Consider the following 19,077-nt stretch of genomic DNA (forward strand, 5'->3'; position numbering starts at 1 on the left):
AAACGAACCATTCATGCGGTTCGTTTTCACTATCGCTTTTTTACCCGTTAAGACGAATCCATTCTTTTCTAAGTCGCTCAAGTTTGTTTTTGCTTTGTTCAATCTGCTCTTCATTTTCCTTCTGCATTGCTTCATATAGGGTTGCCAATTCATAATCAACCTCTAGTCTCCAGACAGCAACACGATTGTTTTTCTCTTCCTTAAATCCCTCTTTTACAACTTGCCTCATTGTCTTTCGCCCCTTCCAGAGATCATTTGTTTGTAAAAAAGCATCCCATTTTGCCATTCAACAATGATTACTTCTTATATCGTATGATTGTTCTATTTACGCGCAACATGATTCTAAAAATTGTGTGTTTACCTACTCGTTTATTACCACATTTCCCCTTACTTCAAACGCGCTCAATCTTTTTGAAGCTCGTATGAACTGTGATAAAATATGTATACTTAGCATGAAGGAGGAAAATCATGACACAAATGCGTTTCACTGAAGAGGACTTTAACACTTTTACAATAGAAGGCTTAGACGCGCGCATGGAAGTATTAAAAGAGACGGTCCGTCCGAAGCTTACAGCTCTAGGCGAACATTTTGCCCCAACTTTATCAGCTTTAACCGGAGATGAAATGTTTCCGCATGTGGCAAAGCACGCAAGAAGATCCGTCAATCCCCCGGCTGACAGCTGGGTGGCGTTCGCAAACAGCAAAAGAGGCTATAAAAAACTGCCGCATTTCCAAATTGGTTTATGGGAAAGCCACGTCTTTGTGTGGTTCGCGATTATTTATGAATCCCCTATCAAAGAAGAATACGGCAAATTGCTTGAAGTGAACCAAGAAACCATTACGAAAAATATCCCTGACAGCTTCGTTTGGTCTGCAGATCACACAAAACCGGGAGTACATAAACAGTCTGAAATGGACAAGGAACAGCTGAAGACACTGTTTGAGCGTTTGCAGACTGTAAAGAAAGCTGAGCTGTTATGCGGCATCCAGCTCCAAAAAGAAGAAGTGCTGAATATGAATAACCAGGAATTCCTTCAGCGTATCGACGATGCCTTTAAGCAGCTTGCTTTTCTGTACCGTCTCACCCAAAAAGTATCACAAGCATAAAAAAGAGCCGGGATATCCCCCGGCTCTTTTTCTTACATCTTAATCTTCGCGTGATCAGATTCTCTCGCCTGTTTGACCGTGCGATAAGGAGAATATGTACTTTGTTCCTCAAACTCGCCGCATAGCTTTTTTTCCTCGGCCTTCCCCGGTACAATTTCCTTGAAACGGCGGTAAGCTTTAAGCAGTTCTTCACGATCCGCCCCTTTTTCATATGCAAGCTCAACCTGCTGGAAAAATGCAATCACATCCACTGCTTCTTCGGTTGTCCAATCTTCATTCATCGGATATTGATACTCCATTTTCTTCACTCCTTGTAGATTTACTTCCCTTAAGAGAAAGCATCTTCATTTGATCATAAATTGTTCTTTACATTCTTTCAAGTTCATAATATAATTCATTTGTTTTACGTCTAAAAAACGGTTGAGAAACTGATTTTAATACACACTATTATGCATAGGTATGATTACAAAGGTGGGAAAACAATTGTCGCAACATGAAACACCCTTATACACAGGACTGAAAAAGCATGCAAGCAGACAGCCTGTTCAATTCCACATTCCCGGCCATAAAAAAGGGGCAGGAATGGACCCAGAATTCAGACAATTTATCGGTGAAAACGCGTTAAGCATAGATTTGATTAATATTGAACCATTAGACGATCTGCACGCGCCAAAAGGCATTATTAAACAAGCACAAGATCTGGCTGCTGAAGCATTTGGAGCGGATCATACATTTTTTTCTGTTCAAGGAACAAGCGGCGCCATTATGACAATGGTAATGGCTGTTTGCGGACCTGGTGATAAAATTATTATTCCAAGAAATGTTCATAAATCAATTATGACAGCTATTGTATTTTCCGGAGCGGTTCCAATTTTTATTCATCCTGAAATTGACAATGAATTGGGCATCTCCCACGGAATTACACTTGAATCTGCTAAACGGGCGCTTACCGAGCATCCGGATGCAAAAGGGCTTCTCGTCATCAACCCGACATATTTCGGTGTTGCAGCCGACTTAAAAAGCATCGTAGAACTCGCTCATTCGTTTGATGTGCCAGTGCTTGTGGATGAAGCACACGGCGTTCACATTCATTTTCACGACGAATTGCCGCTATCGGCTATGCAGGCAGGAGCGGACATAGCAGCGACAAGTGTACACAAGCTGGGCGGATCACTGACACAAAGCTCTATTTTAAACATGAGAGAAGGCCTTGTATCTAAAGACAGAGTGCAATCCATCCTGAGCATGCTGACAACTACGTCAACTTCTTACTTGCTTCTCGCTTCTTTGGATGTTGCCAGAAAACGCCTTGCAACAGAAGGCCGCCAGCTTGCTGAGGAAACACTCAAGCTTGCCAATCAGACGAGAGATCGCCTCAATCAGATTGAAGGCATTTATTGTGTCGGTTCTGAGATTCTTGGGTCGAAAGCAGCTTACAGCTATGATCCGACAAAATTGATTATCTCTGTGAAAAGTCTTGGCCTGACAGGACATGACGTGGAAAAATGGCTTCGTGAATCCTTTAATATTGAGGTGGAGCTTTCTGATCTGTACAATATTTTGTGTATTTTCACTCCTGGTGACAGCCAAAATGATGCAGACCGGCTTGTAGAGGCTTTAACTGAGATCGCACAGCAAATGTCAGAACAAGATGTAACACATCAGCAAACTGAGGTTCTGCTTCCAGAAATACCTTTATTGGCAATGACTCCGCGTGATGCTTTCTATGCAAATACGGAAGTCATCCCATTAAAAGAAGCATCCGGACGGATTATTGCTGAATTTGTCATGGTATATCCGCCTGGTATTCCAATCTTCATCCCAGGAGAAATTATTACAGAAGAAAACATCAGCTACATTTTTAAAAACCTTGACGCAGGCCTCCCTGTTCAAGGACCTGAGGACTCGACTTTACATATGATCCGGGTCATCAAAGAACAAAAAGCAATTCAATAAAAAATAAAAAGCATGCGGCTTTAAGCCGCATGCTTTTTTTTACTCTTCATCAACAGGACATTGACATTGTCCGCAGCAAGTTCCATATAATGTTGTCACTTTCTCATCTTCAAAGTAATGAATGGCTTCGTTGCAATCTTGGCAAACAATCGTACCCATCTCTTATTCCCCATTTCTTTGAAATTTGAAAACGCTTAATTTCTTTTGTTGTTATTATATTAATATGTCACATTTAAAATGTCAACAACAAACTGTATAACACATTTTATTTCATATCATCATATTCACCTTGTTTTTCCATTTTCCATCATACAATATCTTCTTCATACAGAAGCTTTACTCGATATATATGCCACAGCACATAATGTAATTGCACGTTTTCTTGAACTTTCATCCAAGAATGCAGCAAAAAATTCAATATACCCCAGGTTGCTATTTTAAACGATTGATATAATATGTAATCTCACTTTAAAAACGGTTTCAATTATATAACAATTAGGTAACAAGAAGCAGATTAAGCCGTCTCTCGTGATAAACTAAAGCTAGTTAACTACTGTTTATACAGAGGAGAAGATAGATGCGATATCGCGCGGTATTCCCCATGCTGATAATAGTATTTGCTTTATCGGGCTGTACGCTTTCCACCATCAATCCGATGAAAAAAAGCCGGATTGACAACATTCATCATACACAAATCCTGTTTTTTTCTGATGAGAACCAAATAGACCAGGAAGCGCCTTATTACGATGCACTGCTTGATTTAGAAAAAGATTATCCCGAGCAAATAGATAAAATGAAGGTCTATGATAAAAAAGAAGGCTGGGAAGATGAGATTGAAACTGTCCCTACCCTTATGGTTGTTGATCAGCGCCATGTCGTGGTGAAAATCGAGGGATGTGTGAAAAAGAAAGAAGACATCATTAAACCATTACAGCATGTGCTGTCAAAATAAAAAAACAGCCCTCGCTCAAAGCGGGGCTGTTTTTGATATGAAAATTATTTTACGATGTGAATCGGACTTCCGATTGCCACTTCAGCAGCTTCCATTGTGATTTCGCCCAATGTTGGGTGAGCGTGAATTGTCATTGCGATATCTTCAGCAGTCATGCCGCCTTCAATCGCTAAGCTTAATTCAGAAATCATATCAGAAGCACTTGCTCCGGCGATTTGCGCACCGATCACAAGACCGTCCTCTTTACGAGTGATCAGCTTCATGAAGCCGTCTGTTTCGTTAAGAGAAAGCGCGCGGCCGTTTGCTGCAAATGGGAATTTAGCAGCAACAATGTCAAGACCTTCTTCTTTCGCCTGTGCTTCAGTGTAACCAACTGATGCAAGTTCAGGCTCAGAGAAAACAACCGCAGGAATACCAAGGTAATCGATTTCTGCAGGCTCTCCAGCGATAGCTTCTGCAGCGATTTTACCTTCGTAAGATGCTTTATGAGCAAGCGGCGGTCCTTCGATGATATCACCGATTGCATAAATGTTAGGTACGTTTGTGCGGCACTGTTTGTCAGTTTTCACGATACCGCGGTCCGTCATTTCGATACCGACTTGCTCAAGACCAAGCTCATCAGTGTTTGGACGGCGTCCTACTGTAATCAATACGTAATCAGCATCAACAGTTTTTTCTTCGCCTTTTACTTCGAAAGTAACTGTTACGCCGTCTGGTCTTTCTTCAACGCCTTTAGCCATCGCGTTTGTATGGATTTCAACGTTGCCTTTTTTCTTCAGTCTGCGTGTAACGAGAGAACTCATTTGTTTTTCGAAGCCAGGAAGAATTTCATCTCCGCCTTCAAGAATAACAAGTTCAGTACCGAAGTTAGCATACGCAGTTCCAAGTTCAGTTCCGATGTATCCGCCGCCGATAACAACGAGCTTTTTAGGAATTTCTTTAAGAGCCAAAGCGCCAGTTGAATTCAGGACACGCTCACTATATTTGAAGTTTGGCAATTCGATAGGACGAGAACCAGTAGCAATGATTGCGTTTTTAAACGTGTATGTTTGAGCAGAGTTCTCATCCATAACACGAACTGAATTGCTGTCTACAAAGTAAGCTTCACCTTTTACAACATCTACTTTGTTGCCTTTAAGAAGACCTGCTACACCGCCAGTAAGCTTGTTGACAACAGAAGCTTTCCATTCTTGAACTTTTGTGAAATCAACTGTTACATTCTCAGCAGTGATTCCCATGTCATCAGAATGTTTTGCATTCTCATAACGGTGACCTGCATTGATCAGCGCTTTTGAAGGGATACATCCAACGTTCAGACAAACGCCTCCAAGAGTTGCTTTTTCAACGACTGTTACTTTTTGTCCAAGCTGTGCAGCGCGGATGGCAGCTACATAGCCGCCAGGTCCCGCACCAATTACAAGAGTATCTGTTTCAATAGGGAAATCTCCTACTACCATAACATTACGCCTCCATTAAAATTAATTGTGGATCGTTCAGTAAACGCTTGATGTGATTTAATGCATTTTGCGCAGTTGCTCCGTCGATCATACGGTGGTCGAAGCTGAGAGAAAGAGCTAAGACTGGAGCTGCTACGATTTCGCCATCACGAACAATCGCTTTTTCTGCAATGCGTCCGATACCAAGAATCGCAACTTCTGGATGGTTGATAACCGGAGTGAACCATTGTCCGCCGGCAGAACCGATGTTTGTAATTGTGCAAGATGCGCCTTTCATTTCAGCTGGAGCAAGCTTGCCTTCACGAGCTTTTGTTGCAAGGCCATTGATTTCATCAGAAATTTCAAAGACAGATTTACGATCTGCATTTTTCACAACCGGTACAAGCAAGCCTTTTTCAGTGTCAGCAGCGATACCGATGTTGAAGTAATGTTTTTGGATGACTTCATCTGTTTTATCGTCAATTGACGTGTTTAAAACAGGGAATTTTTTCAGTGCAGATGTAAGAGCTTTTACAACGTAAGGCAAGTAAGTCAGCTTGATTCCTTGATCAGCAGCAACCTGTTTGAACTGTTTACGATGTGCAACAAGGTTTGTTACGTCCACTTCGTCCATTAACGTTACGTGAGGAGCAGTGTGTTTAGAGTTAACCATCGCTTTTGCAATTGCTTTACGGATACCGCTCATTTTTTCGCGTGTTTCTGGGAATTCGCCCTCTGGAGCTGGTGCAGCAGCCGGTTTAGCAGCTGTTTCTTGTGGTGCAGCTGTTTCTTGCGGTGCAGCTTCTTGCGCTCCTCCGTTTACAAAGCTGTCGATATCTTCTTTTACAACACGTCCGTTGTTGCCTGAACCAGTAACCTTACGGATGTCTACACCTTTTTCACGTGCATATTTACGTACGGAAGGCATAGCGATCACGCGTTTGTTCGGGTCAACTTCAGCTTGATCCTGCTGTCCTGCGCCAGTAGCTTTTGCAGGCTCTTGAGCTTGCTCTTCTTTCGCAACGTCTTGTCCAGCTTCTGCAGTTGACTGAACTTGTGCTTCAGTTTTCGCATCGTCAGACTCGTCGCTGCCTTTAAATTGAAGATCTTCGTAACCAGGTGCATCAAACGTAATAATCGTTTGTCCAACAGTTGCAACCGTTCCCTCTTCAACTTTTAATTCTAATACTTTTCCTTTAACAGGTGAAGGAATTTCTACTACTGCTTTATCATTTTGGACTTCAGCCAGTACATCATCTTCGTCTACCTCGTCGTTAGGCTTGACAAACCATTTTACGATTTCGCCTTCGTGGATACCTTCCCCGATATCTGGAAGTTTAAATTCAAATGCCACAGTTCTCGACCTCCTAGTTTGATTAAGCAATTTTAAAGTTTACATCGTAAGCATTGAAAACAGATATATAATAGAGGGAAAACGTTCATCTTCCCTCTCGATTATGCAGTTTGATTAAAATTCAAGCACTTTTCTTGCTGTTTCAAGAACGTCTTTATGGTTTGGAAGCCATACGCTCTCCGCTTGAGAGAAAGGAAATACTGTATCTGGCGCTGCAACGCGAAGTACAGGTGCTTCCAAGCTCAGGATCGCACGGTCATTAATTTCTGCTACTACGTTTGCAGCAATACCGGCTTGTTTTTGTGCCTCTTGAACGACAATCGCACGTCCTGTTTTTTCTACAGAGGCGATAATTGTATCGATATCAAGTGGGCTTACTGTACGAAGGTCGACAACTTCAGCAGAAATGCCGTCTTTTTCAAGCTCATCAGCAGCTTTTAATGATTCATGAACCATTGCGCCGTAAGTGATGATTGAAAGATCAGTACCTTCACGTTTCACGTCAGCTTTTCCAAGCTCAATTGTGTATTCTTCTTCAGGAACTTCCTGACGGAAAGAACGGTAAAGCTTCATATGCTCTAAGAAGACAACAGGATCATTGTCTCTGATCGCAGAAATTAAAAGTCCTTTGGCATCGTAAGGAGTTGATGGAATAACAACTTTGATACCAGGCTGTTGTGCAACAAGACCTTCCAAGCTGTCAGCGTGAAGTTCAGGAGTATGAACACCGCCGCCGAATGGAGAACGAATTGTTACAGGTGAAGTCCAGCGTCCGCCAGAACGGTAGCGCATACGAGCCATTTGGCCAGAAACTGAATCCATTACTTCATAAACAAATCCGAAGAATTGGATTTCCATTACCGGACGGAAGCCGTTTAAGCCTAAACCAAGGGCAAGACCGCCGATACCAGATTCAGCAAGTGGCGTGTCAAACACACGGTCTTCACCGAATTCTTTTTGCAATCCTTCTGTCGCACGGAATACGCCGCCGTTTACACCAACGTCTTCTCCGAAAACTAAGACATTTTCGTCATTTTTCAGTTCTGTGCGTAACGCATCCGTGATTGCTTGAATCATTGTCATTTGCGCCATGGCTTACTTCGACTCCTTCTGTGTATAAATTTCAAATTGCTCCTCAAGGTTGTGAGGCATTTTTTCGTACATGATTTTCATTAAATCAGTTACTTTTTGCTTCGGTTCAGCATCAGCTTTTTTGATCGCTTGCTTAATTTCTTCTTTCGCATCCTCAATCACTTTTGCTTCTTCTTCTTCAGACCATAAGCCTTTGTTTTCAAGGAACGCACGGAAACGTACAAGCGGATCTTTTTGTTCCCACTCATTTTCGATTTCTTTTGTACGATATTTAGTAGGATCGTCACCAGCCATTGTGTGCGGGCCATAACGGAATGTAAGTGTTTCAATTAGTGTTGGACCTTCGCCGTTGATTGCGCGCTCGCGTGCTTCAGCAGTTGCTGCGTATACAGCAAGCGGATCCATTCCGTCTACTTGTACGCCGACAATACCGGCAGCTACAGCTTTTTGTGCAATTGTTTCAGCTGCAGATTGTTTTTCAACAGGAGTTGAAATCGCGTAACGGTTGTTTTGCACCACGAAGATTGCAGGTGCTTTATAAGCTCCGGCAAAGTTAATTCCTTCGTAGAAGTCCCCTTGAGAAGCTCCGCCGTCACCAGTGTAAGTGATTGCGACAGCTTTCTTACCGCGTTTTTTAAGACCTAGCGCAACACCGGCAGTTTGAATGTATTGAGCACCGATAATGATTTGTGGAGAAAGGGCATTCACATCATCAGGCATTTGGTTTCCTCTGAAATGTCCGCGAGAGAAAAGAAACGCTTGATATAATGGAAGGCCGTGCCAAATTAACTGAGGCACATCACGGTATCCAGGAAGAACAAAGTCTTCTTTTTCAAGCGCGAAATGCGTTGCAATCTGAGAAGCTTCTTGACCCGCAGTAGGAGCGTAAAATCCGAGACGTCCTTGACGGTTTAATGAGATAGAGCGTTGGTCAAGCACACGCGTAAATACCATGCGGCGCATTAGCTCTTTTAATTGATCATCAGTTAAATCAGGCATCGCCGCTTCATTCACGACTTCTCCCTTTTCATTTAAAATTTGGAACGTTTCGAACTGCTTTTTAATGGCATCAAATTGCTTCTTACTGTCAACGATAGCTTTTTTCGTTTTTGCAGCCATACTAAGTCACCTCTTCCTTTCTTTTAAACAGTCATTAGACGTGCATTCCTTTTATACATACAAACTTAGGGTACCCTAAAGTATCAGCAGTAAGTCGTATTATATTTTAGCCGATCCCCAGTTTGCCAAAACCTTTTATGTAGGATAGTTACACTCTGCTTTGAACTGTATTATTTCGAAGTTGTAAAAAACTAATACAACACCGCTTAACATGGATTAGTTTACACCAAATAAAGAAGAACCGTCAATCGTTTTCATCGCTGATTTTCAATAAATGTATTCGCTTTACATTTTCATCAAAAAAACAGATGCCAACCGCACCCAAAACTGTACTAGTATACCTTACTATGCTGTACTACAATAGAAATGAAAATTTTGAACGAAATCCGAATCGCATTTCATTCAAAAAAAGAGCTGATCGAGTCAGCTCTTTTTCACACGATAGCCTGCAGCGTCATATAAATCTTCCCGGGCTTTATTATATTTTTCGGTTTGTTCATTAAATTCTCCGCTATATTTAAGGATCTTTTCATAAGAAGCATTGACTTTATCGATCTGCTGATCCAGATCATCTCTTGTCAAATCTTTGTCTTTCAGCTGCATATACAGTTTTTTATTAAGCTCAAGCGCTTTTTTATACTCTTTATACATAGTGCCATATGATGTATATCTTTTCTCCATATGGTTTGCTGCGGCATCGGCCTTTTCTTTTATGTCTTTTTCCTTAATATGTTCCGCTGACGTTTTTGCTTCCTCAAATTCTGTTTCCGATTTTTTCATGCTGTCATTTTCAAGCTTTAGGTGTTCTTCGCGCTTGCTGACATTTTCAAGCGCCTTATTAGATAAAGCAACAATTTTTTTATAATCATCCATATTGAGCTTCATAACACTATCGTAAAGCTGATTTTCTTTGGCCTCTAATTCTTTGAGTGTGTTTTGTTCTTCTTGAAACGGCTTTTCCGATTCCGCGGCTTTTTCTAATGAATGATGAAGTGAATCAACCGGGTCCTGTCCCATGCATCCTGTTAATATCAGTGCCATGGCACAAAAAGCTCCGATCTTGATTCCAGGCCGCCGTTTTATAGCGTCTTTCACGTTAAATCCCCCAATCTTGACAATTTCTACTATAGAATCCATGGGGACATTTGGCAATAGCCGTGCTGTATAAATGCAATACTGAAATTAAATCAAAAAAGTGAAAAATCAGGACAGATGACCATACAACTTTTTTGTTTTTACATAGGTTATATTAGACGCTATGCCTACTTATAAAGGCTCTGGCGTAATTAAAAGAGGAGGTTATGTAATATGTATGGATATGGTTACGGCGGAGGCTGCTGCAGTTATGGTGGTTACGGATATGGTGGCTGCGGATATGGCTACGGCCGCACCTTTGCGCTAATCGTTGTTTTATTCATTCTGTTAATCATTGTCGGAGCTGCTTATTTAGGTGGAGGCTGTTGCTAACCACACAGCATGAAATTGACCAGCCATATACGGCTGGTCATTCGTTTCGTTGCACCTTTGTGAAGAAATCCGATATAATTTACATATTAAGCTTTAGGAGTGAAGTTTCTTGATTACTATGGAAAACATCGTACGTGACGGCCATCCAGCCCTCAGAGAGACTGCCGAACCTGTTGAGCTGCCTCCAACTGATGCAGAAAAACAGCAGCTGGCCGACATGATCGAATTTGTTAAAAACAGCCAAAATCCAGAATTAGCCGAAAAATACAAGCTGCGCCCTGGCGTAGGACTCGCAGCTCCTCAAATTAATATCAAAAAACGAATGATCGCCGTTCATGCGGAAGATGCTTCCGGTAAATTATACAGCTATGCTCTGTTTAATCCTAAGATCGTCAGCCATTCAGTTGAAAAAAGCTACTTAACAAGCGGCGAGGGCTGCCTCTCTGTGGATGAAGCGATTCCCGGTTATGTTCCCCGCTATGCTCGCATCAGAGTAAAAGGAACAACACTAGAAGGCGAAAATATTGATATTCGTTTAAAAGGATTTCCGGCTATTGTGTTTCAGCATGAGATCGATCATTTGAACGGCGTTATGTTCTATGATCATATTGATAAGGAAAATCCTTTCAAAGAACCTGAAAATGCAATCGCAATTGAGCGCTAAAAGAGAAAACGGCTGGCACAATGCCAGCCGTTTCTTTATTTTAAAAGGCCCAATTCTTTGACAGCGTATGCAATTCCATCCTCGTCCACCGGTTTTGTTACAAAGTCCGCGATTTCTTTCAGTTCGGGAACAGCATTTCCCATAGCAACGCCTGTCCCAACGTATTCAATCATTTGCAAATCATTTAATCCGTCGCCGAAAGCATATGTATCGCCGATATCAAACGGAAGACGCTCAATCACTTTTTTGATTCCTTCTGCCTTCGAACCTCCGTGCGGCAGAACATCAGTCGATAGCTCATGCCAGCGAACTAGATCAAACTCAGGAAAAGCGGCATAAGCTTTTTCTTCTTCATCCTGACAAAATAAAAGAAGCTGAAAAATTTCTTTTCCTTCATAAAAAAGGTCATCGGTCTCTGGATAATCTGTTTTAAGGCTGCCGATTCCCTCGAGAACATGGGGGTGATCCGCAACAGTCGCTTTCATCGTGTCCTCAGCCATAAACACAACAGGATGCTTGCCTTCATCCGCCTGCTTTAATAATCGCCTGATTGCATTTTCAGGCAGCGGATTTTTATAAATCACTTGATTTTCAAAGACAACAAACTGTCCATTGTAGGAAATAAATGAGTGGATGCCCAGCTCCTCCAAAATCGGCTTAACCAAAAATGGAGACCGGCCGCTGGCAATAAACACATGATGCCCTTGGCGCTGAAGCTCCGCCACGGTTTTTCTCGTACTTTCCGGTATATTCTTATCATGATCATATATTGTGCCGTCAATATCAAAAAAGATTAATTTAGAATCCATCGCAACTTCCCCTTTATCGTCTTGGTCTGCAATTCCCACCCTCATCATACAAAAAGATTGTCATTCAGCAAACAATTTCGTTCAAAAATCATATTAAATTCCATTAATAACCACGAAAAGTCTTCCTCAATCTCCGTATACTATTTGTATAAAAGAACTCTGGGACAAATTTTTCATTAAAGGAGGGACTGGCTAATGCTGCGTAAATTAAGAAAGAAACTCAGAAGACAATGGAACGGAATGCTCCGTAAGAAAGCAATTGCCTGACAAGGGATCTTTCACTTTTTGAGAGATCCTTATTTTGCTCAAGGCTTTCCTTATATTCCGTTTTCGAATATAATAGAATGAGCGAGTCTAACATACGGCATTTAAGGAGAGATTTGGAATGATTTATAAGGTATTTTATCAAGAGAAGGCTGACGAAGTACCTGTTCGGGAAAAGACAGATTCACTTTATATTGAAGGCGTATCTGAGCGTGACGTCAGAACAAAGCTGAAAGAAAAGAAATTTAATATTGAGTTTATTACACCTGTTGATGGTGCATTCTTAGAATATGAACAACAGAGCGAAAATTTTAAAGTATTGGAGTTATGAGCGGTATGAAATTTGTAAAAAATGATCAGACTGCTGTTTTCGCCCTCGGAGGTTTGGGCGAAATCGGTAAAAATACGTACGCGGTGCAATTCCAGGATGAAATTGTACTGATTGATGCGGGGATCAAGTTTCCCGAGGACGAACTGCTCGGAATTGACTACGTCATCCCTGATTATACGTATTTAGTCAAAAACGAAGATAAAATTAAAGGGCTTTTTATCACCCACGGGCACGAAGACCACATCGGCGGTATTCCATACCTGCTCAGACAAGTGAATATTCCTGTATACGGCGGAAAACTCGCGATCGGCTTACTTCGGAATAAACTTGAAGAGCATGGATTATTGAGACAGACGAAACTGAACATTATCGGCGAGGATGATATTGTAAAGTTCCGCAAAACGGCTGTGTCATTCTTCAGAACAACACACAGTATTCCGGATTCCTACGGCATTGTTGTAAAAACGCCGCCCGGAAACATCGTACATACTGGGGATTTCAAATTCGACTTTACTCCAGTCGGCGAGCCGGCAAACTTAACGAAAATGGCCGAAATCGGTAAAGAAGGCGTTTTGTGCCTTCTTTCAGACAGCACAAACAGTGAAAATCCGGAGTTTACCATGTCTGAGCGCCGTGTAGGAGAAAGCATTCATGACATTTTCCGCAAGGTGGACGGCCGAATTATCTTCGCCACATTTGCGTCGAATATTCACCGCTTGCAGCAGGTAATTGAAGCTGCTGTACAAAATGGAAGAAAAGTTGCCGTATTTGGACGCAGTATGGAATCGGCTATCGAAATTGGACAGACACTCGGTTATATTAACTGTCCTAAAAATACGTTTATTGAGCATAACGAAATCAATCGTATGCCTGCTAATAAAGTAACAATTTTATGTACAGGAAGCCAAGGGGAACCAATGGCGGCGTTATCAAGAATTGCAAACGGCACACACCGCCAAATTTCAATCAATCCTGGGGATACAGTCGTATTTTCTTCATCCCCTATCCCAGGCAACACAATCAGCGTGAGTCGAACAATCAACCAGCTGTATCGTGCGGGTGCTGAGGTTATTCACGGCCCTCTTAACGATATCCATACATCCGGTCACGGCGGACAGGAAGAACAGAAGCTGATGCTTCGTTTAATCAAGCCTAAATTCTTCATGCCGATTCACGGTGAGTACAGAATGCAAAAGATGCATGTCAAACTTGCAACAGATTGTGGCATCCCAGAGGAAAACTGCTTTATCATGGATAATGGTGAAGTATTAGCACTTAAAGGCGATGAGGCTTCAGTTGCAGGAAAAATCCCGTCCGGTTCAGTGTACATTGACGGAAGCGGTATCGGTGATATTGGCAATATCGTACTTCGTGATCGCAGAATTCTCTCTGAAGAAGGACTTGTCATCGTTGTTGTCAGCATTGACATGGACGACTTCAAGATTTCAGCGGGTCCTGATTTGATTTCCAGAGGATTTGTGTACATGAGAGAATCTGGTGACTTGATCAACGACGCTCAAGAGCTCATTTCAAATCACTTACAAAAAGTAATGGAACGAAAAACGACTCAATGGTCTGAAATCAAAAACGAAATTACAGACACGCTTGCACCTTTCTTGTACGAAAAAACAAAGCGCCGTCCAATGATCCTGCCGATCATTATGGAGGTTTAAAAAAAGAGGCACTCCCTAAGGGAGTGCCTCTTTTTATTGCAGTGATATGTGTTGAAATGATTTTACATCGAATAATCCCGTAGTCGTCATTTTAATATCAGGAATGACAGGCAACGCTAAAAACGACAATGTCAAAAATGGATTAAATCCGCCTGTGAAACCGATTAACGACAATTTATCATGAAGCGTCAGCAAGCTTTGATTCACTTGCTCTGCAGATTGGTCGGATAATAACCCTGCAATCGGCAGCGGTACTGAATGGAGCTCTTCCCCATTTTTTATAATTGTTAATCCTCCGCCAATTTCCTGCAGCTTATTAACTGCCGCCGCGATATCCTCATCATTCGTTCCGACGGCAATAATATTATGGGAGTCGTGTGAAATGGTTGTGGCAATCGCTCCGCTCTTGAATCCAAAACCTTTCACAACACCAAGTCCGGTTTCTTTTAATCCTTTATGCCGCTCGACAACTGCAATCTTTAACAAATCAAGCTCAGTGTCAGGCTCAAATTCGCGGGCAACAGGAGCCGGAACTTGTACTAATCGTGTTTCAAGCTGATTTGGTATGATTTGAATGACATTGATCTGCTGCTCTGAATCGATTGGCATATGAAAATCCTGTTTGTTAAGAGGAGCAGCAAGCTTAACAGAATCAAGCAGTGCCTGATCTGGTGCTGCAGTTGAAGCATGATCCTGATAGACCGCTTTGCTGTCTTCAGCAACAGTCTGCCCTTTTACCATCGTCATTGTGACAGTGACATTTTCCAGATCAGATACAAAAAGCAAATCAGCGTCAAAACCCGGGGCAATCGCTCCCTTTGTATCTAATCCGTAGCATTCGGCTGCATTGAGGCTTCCTAGCTGATAGGCTAAAAACGGATTAAGTCCGGCTTGAATCGCCATTTTCACCTGATGGTTTACACTTCCCTCTGACAATAAATCATCCACATGCTTATCATCCGTACAGAAAAAGAACCGGCGTGCGTTCTTTTCATTCACCGCCGGCAGCACATTGAGCGTGTTTTTGGCGACTGATCCTTCACGCATCATGACATACATGCCCCTTCTGATACGATCAAGGGCTTCTTCCTTCGATGTTACTTCATGGTCGTTTAAGACAAATGCGGTTCTGTAAATGTTAATGAGGTCTGTTGATAAACCAGCTAAATGACCGTCTATCCTTTTTCCTGCCACACGGGCATCAAGCAGTTTCTGAACCATGTCTTTTTCAGCCTGCTGAACCGACACATAATCCATAACTTCAGCCAGCCCTAATACTTCTTCTTCTTCATAAAAAGGCTTGAGATCGGCAGCTTTGAGAATTGCGCCTGATCGCTCAAAACTTGCGGCAGGCACACTGGAAGGAAGCATAAAATGGATATTCAGCGGTGTATGCCGAGCTTGTTCAAGCATAAACTCAATCCCTTTTTCACCAGACACATTCGCGATCTCATGCGGATCTGTAACAACCGTCGTCACGCCATGAGGCAACACTGCTTTAGCGAACTCAATCGGTGTAACCATTGACGACTCAATATGTACATGTCCATCAATAAAACCCGGAACAATCATTTGTCCCTCTGCATCAATGATATTTTCGCCTTCATACTCACCGAGGCCTACAATAACTCCATCTGTAATCGCAATATCTTCATATATCCATTCTTGATTATATACGTCCATGATTTTTCCGTTTTTAATGACGATATCAGCTTTTTGTCTTTTGGCTGAAGCATTCAGCCTATTGACTAGCGCTTCTTTATTCAAATAGGCCCCTCCTTTTTTTATTATATGGTACAATATGCTATCGGAACGCCTGTGCTTAGTCAATGAAATTTTAAGAAATTGACGCTCAGTTCATTAAAGTTGTTATATTCTGATAATATGAAAAACCGCCCTTTGAGGACGGCTTATTTGGCTGCTATTTTGTATGAAGAACTCTTTTTTCGAAACGGGAGATGTCTGTAACTGATCCAATAACAATGAGTATATCTTCTTGGTGGATGACTTCGGTTGCAAGCGGTGATACGATGACTTCCTTGCCCCTTTTTATGGCTACGATGTTAATACCGTATTTTGCGCGAATATCTAAATCGAGAAGCGTATTTCCAGCCAGGCGGCTGTTAGCTACGATTTCAACAAGACTATGCTCTTCAGACAGCTCCAAATAGTCAAGTACATTGTTGGACACGATATTATGCGCAATTCGTTTTGCCATATCGCGTTCCGGGTGGACGATGTGATCCGCACCAATTTTAGACAGCACTTTTTCGTGATAATCGTTCTGCGCTTTAACTGTAATCGTATGGACGCCAAGTTCTTTCAGAATGAGTGTCGTTAAAATACTCGCTTGAATATTTTCCCCGATTGCTACAATAACGTGGTCAAAATTTCGCAGGCCTAAATTTTTCAGGACAGATTCGTCTGTCGAATCACCGATAACTGCGTGAGATGCAATCTTGGCATACTCGTTGACTTTATCTTCATCGATATCCATTGCCATAACCTCGACGCCTTCTTCGCTTAATGCTTTGCAAATACTGCCACCAAAACGGCCCAGCCCAATTACCGCAAATTCTTTTTTCATCGTGGTGCTCCTTTATATGACATGATATTGATCAAATTTTATCATATTCTTTTGTTACAGTGTTATCCTTTTGGCAGCGAATTCATATGCCGCTTGAGCTTTTCAGTAAACTCAGGCGACAAATACAGCTCCGCTCCGCGTTCGATTTCAATCTGATAGTGCTGAGGCGGGGCAATTTCCGCTTCTTTTTGGAGGACGAGAAAGGTTAAGCAGTCTTTGTAGTGCCTTCCGCCAGCTTCAACGTCTACAAATGCCGGCCGATACGTAAGAGATTCGACACCCTCCCTTTTATATAGATAGGAGAGAGCAGAATAAGGAATACGGTATAAAACGCCTTCTGTTGTTCCTCCGTCTTCCAACATGTCCGCTCTTGAACCGTCATCCCTTTTTAGCGTGAAGCGAGTTGTGTATCCTTTTAAAACACCTCTTCCTACTGGATCTTGAAAATAGTGATCGACTCCCGCTTTTTGAAAGCGGGCATTATCCATGCATGATCCGTAGGCAAAATAATAAATGGGATTTTTCGATTTGCTGATCATCTGATGTTCTTTCCAGTCGCCGCTGCTTATTTTCGTAAAACCGGCACACCCGTCTTTGTTCATAAAATAAATAAGCGCATTTTTAATCCCGACATCCGTTTCTACAAACACCGTTTGTTTATGATATCCTTGAAAAAATTGATCGAGCTTATGTATACACAATTCATCTGCTTCATATACTTCGCCGTATATATAGCCTTCACTATTTAAAACAGCTGTGGGCTCCTCTTTTGCAGCAAACAAACTTCCCTTTGTTCTCGCCTGCTCATTGATACATGCCGATTGTGCCAGCAAATGATGGTTTTTTTCATGCTTTCTTAATGTCCCGTATACAAACAGAAGCGAGTTCACTTTATTTTTCTCCTCTCAGCTGTCTGATTTTAAAGGCAAAACCACTTGAAAGACGCTGCCTTTTCCAGCTTCACTTTCGATTTTCAATTCCCCGTCATGTTCCTTCAGGATTCTCAAACAAATGGGAAGTCCCAGTCCAGTGCCCTTTTCTTTTGTTGAATAAAAAGGTTTGCCAATCTGCTTCAGCTTTTCCTGCGGCATGCCGTTTCCTTCATCCTTTACGCTTATCACTGCATGAGAGGCGGTTTTAGCAGTTGAAATGGTTACGACACCGCCCTTTGGCATTGCCTCAATTCCGTTTTTAATGATGTTGATAAAGACCTGCTTCAGCTGATTTTCGTCTCCATTAATCATACAGCCATCTGTCTCTTTGAAATTTTTCTCTATGACGATATTGGACAGAATTGCATTGGTATCAAGCAATGTCGTGACTTGTTTCAAGATCTCATTAAGCTGGTGTGTTTTAAATGTGATTGCCTGCGGTTTTGCAAGCAGCAGCAGCTCGCTGAGCACTAAATCGATTCTTTTAATCTCTGAAAAGATGATGTCAAAATAGTCTTTTCTGTCCGGATATTGTGTTTTCATAATCTGGAGGAAACCGCTGACAGATGTTAAAGGGTTTCTGACCTCATGAGCAATACCTGCGGCAAGTTCACTTGTGATTGATAGTTTCTGGGATTCCCTCGCCAGCCGTTCATTAATCTCAATGAGCTCATCTTCAGCCTCTTTCCGCTCAGTGATATCTGACATTGTACCCAGGCTGCCTGTAAATTGGTCATCCCGGTCATAGTAAAGTTTATAATGAACTTCTCCCCAAAAAATCGTGCCGTTTTTTGTCACGTATTTTGCCGTAAACATGCCAGAAGACGCTTTGTTTTGGATTTGGGTGTTAATGTGGTCGGCTACGTGCTTTTCTTTTATGAAGTAATCGTTATACATTGTTCCCATACATTCACTGATTGAAAACCCGGTTATAGATGCCCACGCTTGGTTTAAATATGTAATTTCACCTTTTGCATTCGTTTGAAATACGATTTCCTGCAAATTATCCATGATGCGGTTTTTTTCTTCAGAAAGCTGTTTATACTTCCATTCGTTATCCTTCATTTTCTTAACCAGCTGCTGTTTCTCATCAATATAATAAGCCAACATCCAGACACTTACCAGCGTGACTGCAGTATACACAATATCAACAGGCCAATTAATCGGGTTTTTGCCTATAAAATAAAATAAATAATCCCAAAACATTATAAAAATCATTGCCAAAATGATGGAAATGATACGAGCTTGATATTTTCTCATATGACCACCTGCCGCTTGTGTTTCTCTACTTATTGTACCATTCTTCGACAAATAATTGAGTAAAATATGTAAAG

20 protein-coding genes are annotated in these 19,077 nt (G+C 41.8%); 7 read left to right on the forward strand and 13 right to left on the reverse strand.

What is annotated here, in order from left to right:
• Positions 1-40: 40 nt before the first annotated feature.
• Entirely contained in the window at positions 41-229 is a 189-nt protein-coding gene (locus MKY10_RS13740) for a hypothetical protein (protein WP_009967148.1), read from the reverse strand.
• 239 nt (positions 230-468) lie between these two features.
• On the opposite strand from MKY10_RS13740, the gene MKY10_RS13745 reads away from it, so the two are divergent.
• Complete coding sequence (locus MKY10_RS13745) at positions 469-1,107, forward strand: YktB family protein (protein WP_015252167.1); 639 nt, start codon at positions 469-471, stop codon at positions 1,105-1,107.
• 32 nt (positions 1,108-1,139) lie between these two features.
• Here MKY10_RS13745 and MKY10_RS13750 read toward each other — a convergent pair whose 3' ends face one another.
• Positions 1,140-1,406: a UPF0223 family protein gene (locus MKY10_RS13750; protein WP_003245382.1), complete on the reverse strand. Its 267-nt coding sequence runs from the start codon at positions 1,404-1,406 to the stop codon at positions 1,140-1,142.
• Positions 1,407-1,590: 184 nt separating this feature from the next.
• Between MKY10_RS13750 and speA the strand changes: the two genes are divergently transcribed.
• Positions 1,591-3,063 (forward strand): arginine decarboxylase, encoded by a 1,473-nt coding sequence (gene speA, locus MKY10_RS13755; protein WP_003244780.1) that lies wholly within the window; start codon positions 1,591-1,593, stop codon positions 3,061-3,063.
• A gap of 39 nt (positions 3,064-3,102) precedes the next feature.
• On the opposite strand, the gene MKY10_RS13760 is transcribed toward speA, so the two are convergent.
• Positions 3,103-3,222 (reverse strand): GapA-binding peptide SR1P, encoded by a 120-nt coding sequence (locus MKY10_RS13760; RefSeq protein WP_003232305.1) that lies wholly within the window; start codon positions 3,220-3,222, stop codon positions 3,103-3,105.
• Between the two features lie 418 nt (positions 3,223-3,640).
• On the opposite strand from MKY10_RS13760, the gene slp reads away from it, so the two are divergent.
• Positions 3,641-4,015 carry a peptidoglycan-associated lipoprotein Slp gene (gene slp, locus MKY10_RS13765; RefSeq protein ID WP_003245672.1) on the forward strand — a complete coding sequence of 125 codons (375 nt, stop codon included), beginning with the start codon at positions 3,641-3,643 and terminating at the stop codon, positions 4,013-4,015.
• Positions 4,016-4,059: 44 nt separating this feature from the next.
• On the opposite strand, the gene lpdA is transcribed toward slp, so the two are convergent.
• The 5 genes from lpdA to MKY10_RS13790 form a co-directional block, all read right to left on the reverse strand.
• Positions 4,060-5,472 carry a dihydrolipoyl dehydrogenase gene (lpdA, locus tag MKY10_RS13770; protein ID WP_003232309.1) on the reverse strand — a complete coding sequence of 471 codons (1,413 nt, stop codon included), beginning with the start codon at positions 5,470-5,472 and terminating at the stop codon, positions 4,060-4,062.
• Between the two features lie 4 nt (positions 5,473-5,476).
• Positions 5,477-6,805 carry a pyruvate dehydrogenase complex dihydrolipoyllysine-residue acetyltransferase gene (gene pdhC, locus MKY10_RS13775; RefSeq protein WP_003232311.1) on the reverse strand — a complete coding sequence of 443 codons (1,329 nt, stop codon included), beginning with the start codon at positions 6,803-6,805 and terminating at the stop codon, positions 5,477-5,479.
• Between the two features lie 114 nt (positions 6,806-6,919).
• Positions 6,920-7,897, reverse strand: coding sequence for a pyruvate dehydrogenase complex E1 component subunit beta (gene pdhB / locus MKY10_RS13780; protein WP_003232313.1), 978 nt, complete (start codon positions 7,895-7,897; stop codon positions 6,920-6,922).
• Positions 7,898-7,900: 3 nt separating this feature from the next.
• Positions 7,901-9,016 carry a pyruvate dehydrogenase (acetyl-transferring) E1 component subunit alpha gene (pdhA, locus tag MKY10_RS13785; protein ID WP_003222294.1) on the reverse strand — a complete coding sequence of 372 codons (1,116 nt, stop codon included), beginning with the start codon at positions 9,014-9,016 and terminating at the stop codon, positions 7,901-7,903.
• 423 nt (positions 9,017-9,439) lie between these two features.
• Positions 9,440-10,111 carry a YkyA family protein gene (locus MKY10_RS13790; RefSeq protein ID WP_009967146.1) on the reverse strand — a complete coding sequence of 224 codons (672 nt, stop codon included), beginning with the start codon at positions 10,109-10,111 and terminating at the stop codon, positions 9,440-9,442.
• A gap of 213 nt (positions 10,112-10,324) precedes the next feature.
• On the opposite strand from MKY10_RS13790, the gene MKY10_RS13795 reads away from it, so the two are divergent.
• The gene (locus tag MKY10_RS13795) at positions 10,325-10,483 is read left to right on the forward strand and encodes a YjcZ family sporulation protein (protein WP_003232317.1); all 159 of its coding nucleotides are present in this window, start codon (positions 10,325-10,327) and stop codon (positions 10,481-10,483) included.
• A gap of 109 nt (positions 10,484-10,592) precedes the next feature.
• On the forward strand, positions 10,593-11,147 hold the full coding sequence (def, locus tag MKY10_RS13800) for a peptide deformylase (protein ID WP_003245474.1): 555 nt from the start codon (positions 10,593-10,595) through the stop codon (positions 11,145-11,147).
• A gap of 35 nt (positions 11,148-11,182) precedes the next feature.
• Here def and MKY10_RS13805 read toward each other — a convergent pair whose 3' ends face one another.
• Positions 11,183-11,956 (reverse strand): Cof-type HAD-IIB family hydrolase, encoded by a 774-nt coding sequence (locus MKY10_RS13805; protein WP_003245153.1) that lies wholly within the window; start codon positions 11,954-11,956, stop codon positions 11,183-11,185.
• Between the two features lie 385 nt (positions 11,957-12,341).
• Between MKY10_RS13805 and rnpZA the strand changes: the two genes are divergently transcribed.
• Both rnpZA and rnjA read left to right on the forward strand, forming a co-directional pair.
• Complete coding sequence (rnpZA, locus tag MKY10_RS13810; RefSeq protein ID WP_003222303.1) at positions 12,342-12,551, forward strand: RNA polymerase subunit omega 1; 210 nt, start codon at positions 12,342-12,344, stop codon at positions 12,549-12,551.
• A 5-nt stretch (positions 12,552-12,556) separates the two neighbouring features.
• Positions 12,557-14,224, forward strand: a complete 1,668-nt coding sequence (gene rnjA, locus MKY10_RS13815) for a ribonuclease J1 (RefSeq protein ID WP_003245660.1) — start codon at positions 12,557-12,559, stop codon at positions 14,222-14,224.
• Between the two features lie 33 nt (positions 14,225-14,257).
• Here rnjA and ade read toward each other — a convergent pair whose 3' ends face one another.
• From ade to kinC, 4 genes are all read right to left on the reverse strand, one after another.
• Positions 14,258-15,991 (reverse strand): adenine deaminase, encoded by a 1,734-nt coding sequence (ade, locus tag MKY10_RS13820; protein ID WP_003245362.1) that lies wholly within the window; start codon positions 15,989-15,991, stop codon positions 14,258-14,260.
• A 154-nt stretch (positions 15,992-16,145) separates the two neighbouring features.
• Positions 16,146-16,811, reverse strand: a complete 666-nt coding sequence (gene ktrC / locus MKY10_RS13825; RefSeq protein ID WP_003222311.1) for a Ktr system potassium transporter KtrC — start codon at positions 16,809-16,811, stop codon at positions 16,146-16,148.
• Between the two features lie 62 nt (positions 16,812-16,873).
• Positions 16,874-17,701 (reverse strand): gamma-glutamylcyclotransferase, encoded by an 828-nt coding sequence (locus tag MKY10_RS13830; RefSeq protein ID WP_003232330.1) that lies wholly within the window; start codon positions 17,699-17,701, stop codon positions 16,874-16,876.
• Between the two features lie 15 nt (positions 17,702-17,716).
• Positions 17,717-19,003: a two-component sensor histidine kinase KinC gene (kinC, locus tag MKY10_RS13835; protein WP_003232333.1), complete on the reverse strand. Its 1,287-nt coding sequence runs from the start codon at positions 19,001-19,003 to the stop codon at positions 17,717-17,719.
• Between the last annotated feature and the right edge of the window lie 74 nt (positions 19,004-19,077).

The organism is Bacillus sp. FSL P4-0290, from assembly GCF_037975435.1.
In the GTDB taxonomy this organism is placed as follows: Bacteria; Bacillota; Bacilli; order Bacillales; family Bacillaceae; genus Bacillus; species Bacillus subtilis.